Origin of the sequence: Sorangium sp. So ce1014 (genome assembly GCF_051521505.1) — a bacterium.
In the GTDB taxonomy this organism is placed as follows: domain Bacteria; phylum Myxococcota_A; class Polyangia; order Polyangiales; family Polyangiaceae; genus Sorangium.
Genome location: NZ_CP150356.1, coordinates 8,817,337 through 8,830,782 on the forward strand (window position 1 = coordinate 8,817,337; position 13,446 = coordinate 8,830,782).

11 protein-coding genes and 3 pseudogenes are annotated in these 13,446 nt (G+C 69.6%); 4 read left to right on the top strand and 10 right to left on the bottom strand.

Going from position 1 to position 13,446, the window contains the following annotated elements:
• Positions 1–25 precede the first annotated feature (25 nt).
• Both WME75_RS33405 and tgt read right to left on the bottom strand, forming a co-directional pair.
• A complete protein-coding gene (locus WME75_RS33405) occupies positions 26–916 on the bottom strand; it encodes an MnmC family methyltransferase (protein WP_437479336.1) in 891 nt (296 codons plus the stop codon).
• Complete coding sequence (tgt, locus tag WME75_RS33410) at positions 913–2,064, bottom strand: tRNA guanosine(34) transglycosylase Tgt (RefSeq protein ID WP_437479338.1); 1,152 nt, start codon at positions 2,062–2,064, stop codon at positions 913–915. Before tgt ends, WME75_RS33405 begins: the two co-directional genes overlap by 4 nt.
• A gap of 260 nt (positions 2,065–2,324) precedes the next feature.
• On the opposite strand from tgt, the gene WME75_RS33415 reads away from it, so the two are divergent.
• Both WME75_RS33415 and WME75_RS33420 read left to right on the top strand, forming a co-directional pair.
• Complete coding sequence (locus WME75_RS33415; protein WP_437479340.1) at positions 2,325–2,819, top strand: N-acetyltransferase family protein; 495 nt, start codon at positions 2,325–2,327, stop codon at positions 2,817–2,819.
• Positions 2,820–3,276: 457 nt separating this feature from the next.
• Positions 3,277–3,442: pseudogene (locus tag WME75_RS33420) on the top strand (PLP-dependent aminotransferase family protein); the annotation flags it as partial.
• Between the two features lie 40 nt (positions 3,443–3,482).
• On the opposite strand, the pseudogene WME75_RS33425 reads toward WME75_RS33420, so the two are convergent.
• A pseudogene (locus WME75_RS33425) lies at positions 3,483–3,737 on the bottom strand (DUF2382 domain-containing protein); the annotation flags it as partial.
• Positions 3,738–3,953: 216 nt separating this feature from the next.
• On the opposite strand from WME75_RS33425, the gene WME75_RS33430 reads away from it, so the two are divergent.
• Entirely contained in the window at positions 3,954–4,274 is a 321-nt protein-coding gene (locus WME75_RS33430) for a hypothetical protein (RefSeq protein ID WP_437479341.1), read from the top strand.
• Between the two features lie 321 nt (positions 4,275–4,595).
• Here the strand turns inward: WME75_RS33430 and WME75_RS33435 are convergent, their stop codons facing one another.
• The 7 genes and pseudogenes from WME75_RS33435 to WME75_RS33465 form a co-directional block, all read right to left on the bottom strand.
• Entirely contained in the window at positions 4,596–5,777 is a 1,182-nt protein-coding gene (locus WME75_RS33435) for a DUF4185 domain-containing protein (RefSeq protein ID WP_437479343.1), read from the bottom strand.
• A 157-nt stretch (positions 5,778–5,934) separates the two neighbouring features.
• Positions 5,935–6,882: a hypothetical protein gene (locus WME75_RS33440; protein ID WP_437479345.1), complete on the bottom strand. Its 948-nt coding sequence runs from the start codon at positions 6,880–6,882 to the stop codon at positions 5,935–5,937.
• Positions 6,883–7,279: 397 nt separating this feature from the next.
• On the bottom strand, positions 7,280–7,537 hold the full coding sequence (locus WME75_RS33445) for a hypothetical protein (RefSeq protein WP_437479346.1): 258 nt from the start codon (positions 7,535–7,537) through the stop codon (positions 7,280–7,282).
• A 30-nt stretch (positions 7,538–7,567) separates the two neighbouring features.
• On the bottom strand, positions 7,568–8,983 hold the full coding sequence (locus WME75_RS33450; protein ID WP_437479348.1) for an SOS response-associated peptidase family protein: 1,416 nt from the start codon (positions 8,981–8,983) through the stop codon (positions 7,568–7,570).
• A 588-nt stretch (positions 8,984–9,571) separates the two neighbouring features.
• Positions 9,572–10,171, bottom strand: a complete 600-nt coding sequence (locus WME75_RS33455) for a hypothetical protein (RefSeq protein WP_437479350.1) — start codon at positions 10,169–10,171, stop codon at positions 9,572–9,574.
• A gap of 721 nt (positions 10,172–10,892) precedes the next feature.
• A complete protein-coding gene (locus tag WME75_RS33460; protein WP_437479352.1) occupies positions 10,893–11,294 on the bottom strand; it encodes a hypothetical protein in 402 nt (133 codons plus the stop codon).
• A pseudogene (locus WME75_RS33465) lies at positions 11,282–11,506 on the bottom strand (Uma2 family endonuclease); the annotation flags it as partial. The pseudogene WME75_RS33465 and the gene WME75_RS33460, both read right to left, overlap by 13 nt.
• A gap of 278 nt (positions 11,507–11,784) precedes the next feature.
• On the opposite strand from WME75_RS33465, the gene WME75_RS33470 reads away from it, so the two are divergent.
• Complete coding sequence (locus tag WME75_RS33470) at positions 11,785–13,431, top strand: mechanosensitive ion channel family protein (RefSeq protein WP_437479354.1); 1,647 nt, start codon at positions 11,785–11,787, stop codon at positions 13,429–13,431.
• The last annotated feature ends 15 nt before the right edge of the window (positions 13,432–13,446 follow it).

Below are 13,446 nucleotides of genomic sequence, written 5' to 3' on the forward strand. Positions count from 1 at the left end.
TCCACGGCGTTGCCTTGCGCGTCGATCACATCTGCCTTCTCGACGAGAGGCAGCTCCCCTCGACCTCCGGTCGAGCCGCGTGAAACTGCGGGAGCGACGCGACCTGCGCCAGCGCGTCAGCCGGCGCGTCGGGAGGGAACGCGGCCGACGAGCGACCGAGGCGCTCGATCCACCGCCGATCGAGCGGGCGCGCGAGGTCCCGGAGATCCACCGCCGCGCAGGTCGCTGTCTTGTTCTTTCCCGTCGACTCGCCCACGCCCACGGCGAAGCCCGCGAGCAGCAGCGCCGAGCGGGTCGCGGTCGCGCCGCTGTACGTATGCACGGTCGCGCCCGCGCGGCAGCAGCGCCGCAGCGCTGTGAAGGCCGCGAGCGTCCAGAGGTCGGGGTTGGCGCGCGGCGAGAACGGGTCCCAGAACGCCACGTCCGCCGCCGCCGCGGCCTCGAGGTCGAGGGCCGCCGGCAGCTCGCCGTGAACCAGCCGCCAGCGCGAGCGCGCCGTCTCGTGGTGTCCGGCGGCGAGCAACGCGCGGGCGGCGAGCCCGGCCGCGCCGTCGAGCCCGAAGTCGGCGGCGTGCTCGGGACGAGCCGCGAGCGCGAACGCGTCGAGGCTGTGATCGAAGCTGACGATCTCCAGCCGTCGCGCGCTCGCCGGCAGCGCCTCGGACAGCCGCCACGCGGCGCTCGCGTTGGACCCGGCGCCGAGGCCCACGTCGAGCAGCACGAGCGGCTCCGCGCGCGCGCCGGAGACCGGCGCTGAGAGCCGGGCCGACAGCCGGGCCGGCTCGCAGTACAGCCGCGCAGATTCGATCGACGGTCCGACCACGGGGTGCATCACCTCGCCGGTCTTTCGGTCGAGCATCGCCCGCGCGCCGCCGCGGGTGGTCACCACCTCGCAGCGCGGATCGCCGGCGCTCACGCGGTCGCCTCGGCGCCCATCCGGCGGCCGCTGTGCTCGTGCCGGTCGATGGCCTCCAGCTTGTCGCGGGCGTGAGCGGCGAAGTTGCCGGCGACGATCGCAGCGCGCGCCTCGGCCATCAGGGAGAGATAATGGTGGAGGTTGTGCATGGACAGCAGCCGCGGGCCGAGCGGCTCGCCGCACTTGAAGAGGTGGTGCAGGTAGGACCGCGTGAAGCTGCTGCACGTCGCGCAGGCGCAGTCCGCGTCGAGCGGTCGATCCTCGGCGGCGTGCGACGCGCGCGTGAGCTTCACCCGGCCCGTCGACGTGAACGCGGTGCCCTGCCAGGCGAGGTGGGTCGGCAGGATGCAGTCGAACATGTCGACGCCGGCGAGCATCGCGTTCAGGAGGTCGGGGGGCGTCCCCACGCCCATGAGGTACCGCGGCCGATCGGCGGGGAGCAGCTCGGCGGCCATGCGCGTGACGTCCTCCCGCTCGGCGCGGGTGTCGCCCACGGCGAGGCCGCCGATCGCGAAGCCGTCGAACGGGTGATCGGTGAGGAACGCGCCCGACTCCCGGCGCAGCTCGGGGAAGATCCCGCCCTGCATGATGGCGAAGAGCGCCTGCGGAGAATCGGTGCGCGAGGCGAGGCTGCGCAGCGCCCACCGGTGGGTCCGCTCCATGGCGTCGCGGGTGGTGGTCAGGTCGGAGCGCGCGTCGACGCAGACGTCGAGCACCATCATGATGTCGGCGCCGATGGCGGTCTGCACCTCGATGGAGCGCTCCGGCGAGAGCATGTGCACGCGCTGGTCGGTGTAGCTGCGAAACCGCGCGCCCTGCTCCGTGATGACCCGGTCGCCCGGCAGCGAGAAGATCTGGTAGCCGCCGGAGTCGGTGAGCACCGGGCCGCTCCAGCCCATGAAGCGATGGATGCCGCCGATGCGGCGAAACAGCTCCACGCCGGGGCGGAGCATCAGGTGGTACGTGTTGCCGAGCACCACCTGCGCGCCGACCTCCTTGAGGTCGGCAGGTGAGAGGCCGGTGACCGTCGCGCGCGTACCGACGGTCATGAACGCCGGCGTCTCGACGCGTCCGTGCGGGGTCAGGAGGGCGCCGCGACGCGCGCGTGAGCCCGGGTCGACTGCGTGCACCGTGAAGTGGAAGGACATGGACGGCGAAGTGTATGCCGAGCACCGGAGTCGGAGAGGATAGCCCTCGCAAAGACATTCCAGCCTGTCAAGAATTTTCCGCCAACGACCGGCAGTTGACATAACGTACAAAAGTACGGATCCACTGATCCGCCTACAAAAACCAACAGATCCAACAAGTTCACTCGGCTGTGGTATATTGTCTACACCACGCTGGCTGGTTTCCGGATGCGGGCACTATCCAGCGGCGGTAGATTGAGCAGCGGAGTGGCTGATCAGCCGTGACGGAGCCGTTCGTCGTTCGCAGCGCTTCACCGGGTGACTACAGCGACATGGCCGCCCTGCTTGCGCAAGTGGACGAGCTGCATCGCGTGAACGCGCCTTGGATTTTTCAGAAGCCTGAGGCGGACCCGCGGCCTCGGGAGTTCTTCGACGAGCTTTTGGCGAACGAGGGATCGATTGTTTTGATTGCCGATGCCGCGGGGGAGCTTGCGGGCGCCGCAACGGTGATCATGCGGAGCGCGCCAGACTTTGCGGTGTTCATCAACCAAAGCTGGGGCGTGCTGGATAGCATTGCCGTGGTGAGCTCCTGGCGCCGGCGAGGTGTGGGCCGCGCGCTCATTCGCGCAGCCGAGCAGTGGGCGCTCGGTCGCGGTGCCAGGTGGCTGGAGCTGGGTGTCTACGAGTTCAACGCTGAGGCGCGCGCATTCTATCAGGCGCTCGGCTACTCTCCCGTCAGCACGAAGCTACGCAAGGGGCTCTCGCGCGGGCCCTGAGCCCGCGTTCGAGTGGCTCGGCGACATGTCGAGCCGCAGCGCCAAACCAGCGTTGCGAGGCGACACGCAAGGTGCGACGGACACGCGCGTCGCGGGCACGCGCTTGGCGCCGATCACGATCAACGGTATCCCGGTGCCAATCAACACGGCGCCGCCCAAGAACAGCCAAGCTCCACCCACGCCCGGCCCGCACGACGTCGAAGCATCCGGGTTGTCGTTCCGGCAAGTCGACGAGAGCACACCGACGATCCACACCGTTGGTCCGGCCGCGGTCAGCACGATGCCAGCGACCATGCTAGCAGGAGGCTTGCGCAGCCCTCGCCCGACGCCGCCGCGTCTCCATCGATAACCGCTGAAGACATCCCGCGCCTGACGATCCAGAACCGCACTTTCATCGAGGGTGAAGGCGGCCGCTTCGATGCATGGATGAGGTGTTGAGCTAGCGTCGCCTTCTTCCAGCCGTCTTGCGAAGGTCCTTGCGCCCAACTGGCGGGTGGGCTACGGCGCGCCGCCGCCGTGGGTCGACATCAAGCTGCTCTCGACACGGACCACGCCCTCTCTGCTGAACTCTGCTGAAACGAGCGCCGGCGCTGCGCGTCGAGCAAGGCCAGCTGAGGCGCCATGAATGCTGAGCGACCCCTCCTCGAACAGGGTGCCGGCTGCGGCCGGCCGCTCCTCGCTCACGGGGACGTGCACGACCTCGCGCGACACGGGGACGGTGACCTGCTTCTCCTCGGTGATCACCTCTTTCGTGATCTGGACCCGGCCGACCTCCTGCACGGTCTTCCCGACCACGATCTCCTCTTCCGCGAGCGGCACGCGGATCTCCTCGCCCTCGTCGATCGCGGCCCCGACGGGGATGTTCGCGCCCCACGCCGAACAGCGGCTCCGCGCGCTGCAAGCGCGCGCGGGCGACATCCCCGAGCGGGCCGCGCATGTGCTGGGGCACTCGTCCTGACCGGGAGCGCGCTGGTCTGTGGGCGCGATGCTCCGCCGAACCAGCCGCTGGCGAGGACGGCTTCGCCACGCGGCTGTCCGAGGTGGCCTTCTCTTCCTCCTTGCATGTGAAAGCCGCCACAGGGTACCTTCTTGGCGCGATAGCAGTCCCCGCTCGAACAGCTCGAGGAGATTATCATGCCATGGTATGTCTATCCCGCGCACTTCTTCGGTGGGGCGTTCTTCGCCAATGCGCTCCCTCACCTGATCGCGGGCGTGTCCGGCCTACCGTTGCAGAGCCCATTCGCATCACCGCCCTTCAAGGGGCTGTCGTCGCCGACGGTGAACGTTGCCTGGGCGCTGGTCAACCTCGCCTTCGCGTATCTCTTGCTTGTGCAAGTCGCTGCATTCGACCTCAAGAACTGGTCTGATGCTGGTGTCTGTTTTGTTGGGTTCGGCACCATGGCCCTCCTGTGCTCTCGTTCTCTAGGTCGCCTTCGCAAGATGGCCGTCCCCTGAGCTACCCCGTCGCGAGCGACGAGAGCGCGCGCCGCGAACGCCATCAGCCTCTCATCCGAGCTACGCTGGGGCGGGCCGCAGCTGAACAACCAAACGTCGGGCGAGCGAGGGAACACTCCTACGCTGTATCGATCGCAGGGACCCATGCCGGAAGACCTGGACGTTCAGTACCTGGAGCGACTTGTCGCTGATCCAACGACCATGTTCGACGTGCCGGAGCGGAATCGCCACGGACAGCTAGACGCCTGGTGGTGCTGCGCTTCGTCCCAAAGTACAGCACCAGAGCTCAATTGCAGCACGCTGCGGGTGAGCGCCCGCCCGTCACTGGAGCACGACACGGACGAGCGCGAACTCCGACCCGAACCAGCCGCTCGTCGGCCGCGAGTACGTGACGTACTGCACTCGGCCGCCGTCCTCCTCGTACTCTGCGTGGTGAACCGCGTCGTACGGCGCGTGCTCCTCGGGGGCCGTATACAGCGTGGCCTCGTCCGACCAGGGGCCGGTGAGGTCGGGGGCGGTGCGCGCCACGATCCGATGGTCGAACGGGGGCGCGTAGACCGCGAGCCACGCCGCGAGGTGCTCACAGTACGAGACGGACATGATGGGCGCGCCGTCGAACAGCTCGGCGGCATCGGCGGCGTCATCGCTCCAGCCGCCGCCGTCGAAGTAGCGGAAGGCGCCTCGGTCGACGGGCGTCTCGAGCGGCACGCGCGCGAGGCGGCACGGCTTGGACAGGCCGCCGTCGCACGCGAAGGTGTAGAGGTCGTCGCCGTGGGTGACCACCCCGGCACCCCAGCCGGGCTCGCCTTCCGTGAAGAGCAGGTCGGGGTGCTCCGCGCTCGCGTCCACGACCGGCCGCACCGGCGCCTCGTCGAGGTGCTCCCAGATCGCGAACGACAGGCCCACGCCGCGGAAGTTGAAGTCGCCCGGCTCGGCGTAAATCAGGCCATACGGGATCAGCGCCCGGTCGCGCGCCGCATCGAACACCGGCGCGCCCGGCCACACCGCCCAGCGGGCGCCGCACGGCGCCTCGGCACAATCCTCGCCGGCGTGAGCGTCGTTGAACGCCTGCTCGACAGCGGTGGGCGCGATCAGATACCCCGGCGCCCCGACGCCGTCGGACGGCGACGAGAAGCCGCCGATGCCGTCCGACGCGTCGAGATCGTCCGAGATGTCGAACGAGTTGTGGTGCCAGTTGGTCCCGGCCTCGTCGGCCGTCGTGAGCACGGTATCGCCGTAGGCCCAGACCGACTTGCCCCACACGGCACCGCTGTCCCCACCGTCGCGTCCTTCGATCCACGAGCTCTTCTCGATGACGCTGATCTCCTCGGCAGACTCGACGCCTGGCCCTGGCTCCCCTCCACATGCCGTCAAGGCCAGGAGCGCGAGGGCAATGGGGACAGAACGGCAGCGCGTGATGGATCGGCGTACATCGCACATGACGCCATCATCGCACGGCGGCGGACCGCTCCTCGTCGCCATGATCACCGAGCCGAGCAACATCGCCCGCTTCCTCACCGCGCTCGGTGAGCCGACCGACGTTCCAGGCCGCTCACCCCACCGAGGGCCGCCCTACTGGGGGTTCGGAGCGTCGCCCCCGCGGAACAGTCCCGCCAGGAACACCGGTCGATGACGAACGGTCGCCGGGGCGCTCCGAAGCTCACCAGCAGTCGCGGGTGCTCCAACCGTTCTGAACCACGGTGGCACATGCCCGGCCGATGTTGTTCTCGATGAAGGTACGGTTGCTGTTGATCGGCGCCCAGATGTTGTCCACATTGGCGCCGGTACACCCTCCCTTGGAGTTGACTCCCAGGAGGACACCCGAACGAACGGTGCTATCTGGAGTGGTCGCTGCGCTGGTCAGGAAGCGCAGCGGCCCGCCCGAATCGCCGGCGCACAGGTGCGGGTCGGCCTGTGGGACAGTCTTTGTGTAGGCTCCGCCGCTCAAGGCAATACCAGAGAAATTTCCCCCGCGAAGCCTGGCGTCGCTCGCCGGCGAGTCTGCGTAGCCGTAGGCGGTCCCGATGGTCGAGTCACCGCCTGAATTCAGATAGGCTGCGTCCTTCTGCACGACGTTCGCGAAGTTCGTGCCAAAATTCAGCGTGGCGACATCGCGATCCGCGTTGTCACCGGTCCATGCTTGCGTCGCCGTGTGGTACACGCCCAGGTACGTCGACGGCACCGCCCAGCTTGCCTGCAATTGACAACCACCGGCAGGATCCGTGATGCAAGTCCAGGTGCCGTCTTCGTTCATTCGGTAGGCCGCAAACGACGTGGTCCCGGTATCCGGCGGATTGTAGTTGACGTTCGGCGGATTGGCCGTATCCGGCGTCAGCCAGCGACGAACACAGTGGGCGGCGAGCACTATCGCATCACGAGACACGACCTGCCCGCTGCAGCCGGACATGACCCACTGACTCCCGTTCCAGAAACCAATATCAACGATGCCGCCTGCCCAGCGATTCGAGACAAGCGTTCCATTCGCTAGCCCTTGTTCAGCTTCATCGAGCTCCATCTCGACGACCGCCGGTCCATCACCTGCGACCGGGTCGCCGCAGGACGCAAGTCCGACCGACAACAAGCCCATCCCTGCCAACACCTTGTTCATTCTAAATTTTTTGAACATTCATATCTCCCGTACCTGTGGAGGAGTCGCCCCTCCACGACCGCCACCCGGAGCGCCGAGCAGGTTGAAAATTTCCTGAATCCGATGAGTTCGAAGCCCGACCGCGCTGCCGGGAAGCAAGCTCCAGGGGCAAGGAATGAAGAGCCTCATGACAAGGCCTCCGGCCGTACAATCTCCGGGTTCCGTCCCCGCGATCACAAATTCGTCGCGCGCAGATCCCGGCGCCCGCTTCCATGCGGCCGGCGTGGGGGCTGCCCGGGCGCGCATCGAGGAAGCGCCGCCTCACGTCGAGCGCCGCTCCGCCGTGAGCGCGGCGGGCTGGAAGGGCGGCGCGGAGCGGCCTCCGCGAGGAGGTCGCAAGCGCGCGAAGCCTGACGGCTCAGCGGGGGCGGGCGCGCTCCATCCGTTCCGCGAGCGCGAGGTCGTCGGGCGTGCCCCGCGCGCGCAGCCCGGCGATGGCGCCATCGCGATCCTCGGGGCGGCGGTTCTGCGACAGCTTGAGCTTGCCCTCGATCCGCGTGATCTCCATCGAGAAGCCGACGATCGCGGGGAGCAGCGCGGATCGCTTCTCCGGCGAGAGCTCCGCGACGCTCCAGGGGTGAGCATGGGCGCGGCCCCGTCCGGAACAAATAGTCACCGACCCGAGGCGCCCCGACGACCGGCAACTCTAGAGGCAACCGCAAGCGAGCGAGCCTTCGCGCACCGAAAAGCCGTCGGCGTCGGCGTCGTCGGTCCAGAAGAACGGCTTGACGCCGCCGCTGCACTCCGCGTCCGGCGCGAGCGCGATGCCTTCGTTGTTGGAGTCCGGCAGCCCGCCGGGGTGCGTGAAACGCCGCTCCAGCACGAAGCGCCCGAGCGCGTCGTCGATACCGAGCACGGCGGATTGGTTGTCGCACGTGTCGTCGCAGGTAGCCCACAACCTCCCGGTGTCACGGTCGAGCTCGAGCCCCATCACGCCCCCGAGCGGCGTCGAGAGGCTGGCCACCAAGGTGGCCGCGCCGCTCTCGTGGTTCAGCGCGAAAGCGTACACCTTGCCGGTCTCCTCCACGCCCACCAGAAACAGGCCGGCGCCGTGCTCGCCGTAGTCGCTCGGGACGTAAGCTCGGGCCTTGCTCTCGTCGAAGAAGTGGTGCGCCGTGAGCAAGCTGTCAGCCGCCCAAGTGATCGCTTCCAGACCCGCGTTCGCGTCGACCTCGGGCAAGAGCGCGGTGAGGTTCCATTCGTGAGTCGCGGTCAGCGTCGCTCCGGCGGCCGTCACGTCGTAGCGCAACACGGACGGCCGGCTCACGGACGAATCGTCCGCGTCGCGCTCGGCGCACACATAGACGCCCGCGGCGCTCGTGGCGGCGAACGTCACGCCCTCCGCGTCGGGCGTGCCCTTGCCGTTCGGGTAGTGCAGCCGTTTGCCGGAGGCCCAGTCCTTGGACGTGTCCGGCGCGTAGCTCCCTCCGCTCTTCAACAACCGAAACAGCTTGGCGGAGAGGTTGTCGGTCGCCCACAGCACTCCGGGCGCCTCGTAGGTCAGCCCGCTCAGATCGCGCTCGAACGCGTCCTCCCTGTCGAGCGTGCGTACCTCGGCCTTGCCGGGCCACGGCGACAGCTGCGTCGAGCCCGCCGGGCACGCGCCGGCGCCGCCCGCCCCCGCGCTCGCTCCACCGGCTCCGGCGCCGCCGCCAGCGTTCGGGGTGCCGGCCACGCCGGCCGAGCCCGCGACAGCCGCAGCGCCGCCGCTCCCTCCCGCAGCACCTGCTTGTGCTGCGCTCCCGCTCGAGCCTCCTGCCGCGGACGAGGCGCCGGCCGCCGACATACCGCTTGCCCCGCCCGACGGCGCTGGCAGAGGCGGCTCGCTCGAGCCGCTGCTGCACGCGGCCAGCCATGCCATCGCGACGACGGTCGCGTGAGCCCGGAGGCTCATCGTCTTCTTACCCTCGTTCTTCCCCTCGGCCTTGAACTCTCGCCAACCGGTCGCTGACACAAAGCAACGATAGCGCTCGATCGCGCCACGCCACAATGGCTTGTGTTCGAGATCCTCCGCGCGAGCGTCAGCGTGGCGTGGACGAGTGGTGTGCCGGCGGTGCGTCACGTTGTGACGGCGCGTTCACTGCTGGCTGCGGCCGGCGGCATTTTTCCGGCTGTGCAGGACGAGCACGCCCTTTGCCCGGCTGGGTCGGCATGACATCGGTGAGGTGGGTGTGGTTCGGGGCGGCATCGCTCTGGGGATGTGGCAACAGCCAGCATGGGGCGCACGAGCAGGTGGGGAGCGCGGGCGGCGTGGCAACGTCGCTGCGGCCTCGAAGTACCTGCCGACCGTCTTGCGATCGAACCGCGTCTCGCGCGCGACGTGACGCGCGCTCTGCCCCGCCGCACGACGGCGGAGCATTTCCTTGATGTCAACCATGATCAGCTCTCGGTAGGGCATCGGGCTCCTTCCGACGGCGACCCGCGCCGTCGTCGGAAGGAACCCGTCTCAGATCCCGACCGCGGCGTCCCGAGCTGGCCCCATGAGGCTGCAAAAAACCTCGGAAGCTGGCCCCATGACCTTGCAAAAAACTGGGTCACGCCCCCGCGCGGGTGGCCCCATGACCCTGCAAAAAACGCCGTCAGGTGGCCCCATGAGGCTGCAAACTGGCAGGGATGAGTGGTTTGGTCAGCGTCGCCCCGCTCGCTGCGCTCAACCGAGCGACTGCAAAATCGAGCTGAATCCGTGCTGGCCGGGGCGGGTGCCCTGCGGGGACAGCCACGCTTCGTAGGTGTCGCCGCTCGGCGAACGGAGCTGGATGAACTCGAGGCTCACGAGAGGGTTGAAGGGGTTGCCGGGGCGGGAGCCGATGTCTTGGCCGGGATACGTCGCGTCTTGGCTGAAGGCGCGGGTGCCCTGATCGAGGGCGGCGTGGTGCTTGTAGTTGCCGCGTTTGCCGAAGTCGCTGTACTCGCGAGAGACGAGGACGCGGCCGCTGCTGGTGAGGCCGACGTGGACGTTGGGAACGTAGCTGGAGACGCCGATCGTGGCGGCAGATGCGGCGTTGAGGACTCCGCCGGCGATGCGGCGGGCCGTGCCGGCGGGCACCTGGTACTCGACTCCGCTCCAGTTGCCAATGATGCGCTCGCCGGGCTGGAGCTCGTAATACGGGGCGTAGAGGTCGCTGAATGTTTGCTCGAGCTGCTCCGGGGTCATGTTGGCGGCCTCGGCCATGGCCTTCTTGCGGACGTGCATCGAGTACGCGAAAGCGGCCGCCATGAACACGAGCGGGATCAAGTAATACAGCTGCATGACCATCTCCTCCTAGAGAACCCACGCTCCACTCGGGAGCCACCGAAGGCGATGGTTACGCGGCGGCGCACGCCAGGTCAAGGGGGCGCGCTTCGCGTGATCAACCAGCGATCGGAGTACCGTCGATACGCAAACGCCCCGTCAACGGCCGTGGCGCCCTCCTGGGCAGCCCCGACGTCCCTCCTGCGCAGCTACTTCGGTGTCCTTTGTGACAGTCGCACAGGTCCTGCGCCGCTGGCGGCGTCCTCCTGCGCACCCTCGCGCGTGTCCTGCGCAACAATAATTTGATTCCTGTGCCGCCGCGGCGTCTTCCTGCGCCGCCGCGGCGTCTTCCTGCGCCCTTGTCGAGAGAGGCCACGTTGCCTCCGCCGAAGGGCGTGATGACCATGCCCTCGGCGCCCGCCGCCGTCACTGCCTCTTCTATCTGCTGATTCTGGAGCTCCATGGATTTCCGTTGATCACCCGGAATCTCCTTGGGCCCGTTCACGTTCCCCGTGACCCGGAGCTCACCCATGGCGCGGTTCGCGCCTGTCGCGATCGGCGCGAAGAAGATGCCGCGACTCACGCGCTGGAGCGCGAGGGGCCGCGCGTCGCGGCCATCTCGACGCATCCGGCTTTCAACGCGGCATCCGGCGCGCCGAAGTGCGCGTGAGAGAGCCCGTGTCGCTCAAAAGGGCCAAGCAAGCCCACGCCTCGGCTCGACACGTCGAAAGACAGCGCATCACGCGCGATGTGTCGCGCAGCCAGCTCCAGTGCGACCGCGCGTATCGGCGCCAGGAGGACGCCCGGCGCGCCCTCGCCCAGGCCGAGCACGAGGCGGAGCGCGCGGCTCGAGGCAGAGCTCGAAGCAGCCGAGCGGCGCCACCATGCCGCCCTCGAGGCCGAGCGGCGCGCCCTCGCCGCCCGCACCGCCGCGCCCCCTGCCCTGGCCATCCTCCAGGCGATCCGCTCTGCGGAGGAGCGCCAGCGCCAGGCGACCGCCGAGCACGAGGAGGCCGGCGCCGCCCTCGACGCCATCGCGGCCGAACTGACCCCCCTCGAGGCGAAGATGCAGGCCAGCGACCGGGACCGCGCGGCCGAACTCCACGATCGTGCTCGGAAGCGCCGCCGCTACTTGGCCCACAGCGCCGAGCGATCGAGCTCGATGGCGTCGAACGGCTCGACGCGCACGCTCGCGGCATCGCGGTGGACCACCGCGGGCCCCCAGCCCCGGCCCGGGACGAGGGAGAAGACCTCCAACGTCCGCTGGATGGGGTCGACGAGCCACGCGTGCCGCACGCCCTCGCGCGCGTAGATCGGCATCTTCTCGTCGCGGTCGACGTCCTCCGTCGTGGGCCATCATCACGGCGCTCTCGTGCTCGGGCGCGCAGCCCCAGGGCACGCAGCCGCCGGCCGCGCGATCGCCGGCCGCGCCGTCGCCGGGCGTACAGCCGCTTCAGGCACCTCCGCAGACGGCGTGAGCCGCCGTCCCGCCGGACCGGCGCCGGCGCGCGCCGCGCTCGAGTTTGTTTGACTTCAAAGCAATCTGCGCGAAGCATCCCGGCCGGTTCGGCCCGGGACGAGCACGTGTCCCGCCGCCGTGTGCTCGGCACCAGATCCCGGAGATCGACGAAGTGAAGCGAACCCGATCGGGGCTCGCGGCGGCGGCGCTGCTCGCGCTGCTGACCGCGATGCTCATGTTCTCGACGCGCGCGGTCGCGGGGCCGCAGGACGGCCTGCCGCCGGCGCCCGCGGACGCGGACCGCTCGACGCCCCGGCGCGCGCTGCGGCTGCTTATCGACGCCTCGCGCGAGGGGCGCCGCGACGTCGCGGCGTACGCGCTCGACCTGTCCGCCATCCCGCGCGCCGCGCAGGCGGAGCGCGGGCCCGAGCTCGCCGCGCAGCTCACGTTCGTGCTCGAACAGCGGCTCTGGAACGCGTGGGAGGAGCTCTCGGACGAGCCCGAGGGCGACCCGGCCGACGGGCCCGGCCGCGACGAGGTCGGGCGCATCCCGCTCGGGGACACCGCGATCCCGATCGTCCTGAGCCGCGCGGCCGGCCCGGGCGGCGCGCCGCTCTGGCTCGTCTCGCGGTCGACGATCGCGGCCGTGCCCGAGCTGCACGAGGCGTTCGGTCCGGGGCCGATCGCCGAGCGGCTGCCGGCGGTGCTCTCCCGGGTGCGCTTCCTGGGGCTCGCCGCCTGGCAGTGGCTCGGCCTCGTGGCGGCGATCGCCGCGTCGTCGCTCGGCGGCCTGCTGCTTGGCCGCCTCGTCTCCGTCGCCGTCGGCAGGCTCGTGCGGCGGACGGAGGTGCAATGGGACGACCGGCTCCTCGACGGGATCCGGACGCCGCTGCGCGCGCTCTTGACGCTGGCGCTCGCGAGCGGCCTCGTCAGGCCGCTGCGCCTGGCCGCCCCCGCGCAGGAGGTCGTCGACACGCTCCTCCAGACCCTCCTCCTCGCCGCCGCGGCGTGGCTCACGACGCGCCTCGTGCGCTTCGCCGGCGACACGGTGACCGAGCGCGTGACCGCGAGCGTCACGGACATGGCGCTCGCGCGGGGCAGCAAGACGCGCGTCGCCATGCTGCGGCGCATCGCCAACGCCCTCGTGGGCGTGGTGGCCGTCGCGCTCGTGCTCCTCCAGTTCGACGTGGTCCGGAAGGTCGGGGTCTCGCTGCTCGCCTCCGCCGGCATCGCCGGCGTGGTCGTCGGCTTCGCGGCGCAGAAGTCGATCGCCACGCTGCTCGCCGGCCTGCAGCTCTCCTTCTCGCAGCCGATCCGCATCGGCGACACCGTGATCGTCGAGGGGGAGTGGGGCTGGATCGAGGAGATCACGCTGACGTTCGTGGTCGTGAAGGTCTGGGATCTGCGCCGGCTCGTCGTGCCGATCACCTACTTCCTCGAGAAGCCGTTCCAGAACTGGACGAAGGAATCGCCGGATCTGCTCGGCACGGTCTTTGTCCACGCCGACTACACGGTCCCGATCGACGAGATGCGCGCGGAGGTCGCGCGGCTGTGCGCGGCCGACGCGAACTGGGACGGGAAGGTCGCGGGCCTCGTCGTGGTCGACGCGACGGCGCAGACCCTGGCGCTCCGGGCGCTGGTCTCGGCCGCCGAGTCGGGCAAGCTCTGGGACCTGCGCTGCGCGGTGCGCGAGGGGCTCATCAAGCGGCTGACGTCGCTGGAGGGCGGGCGGTACCTGCCGCGGGCGCGCGTGGCGCTCGAGGGAGAGGGCGAGCCGCGGGGCGCCTCGGGCCCGACGGGGGGGATCGCGTCGGCGTGAGCCGTCGGCGCGCCG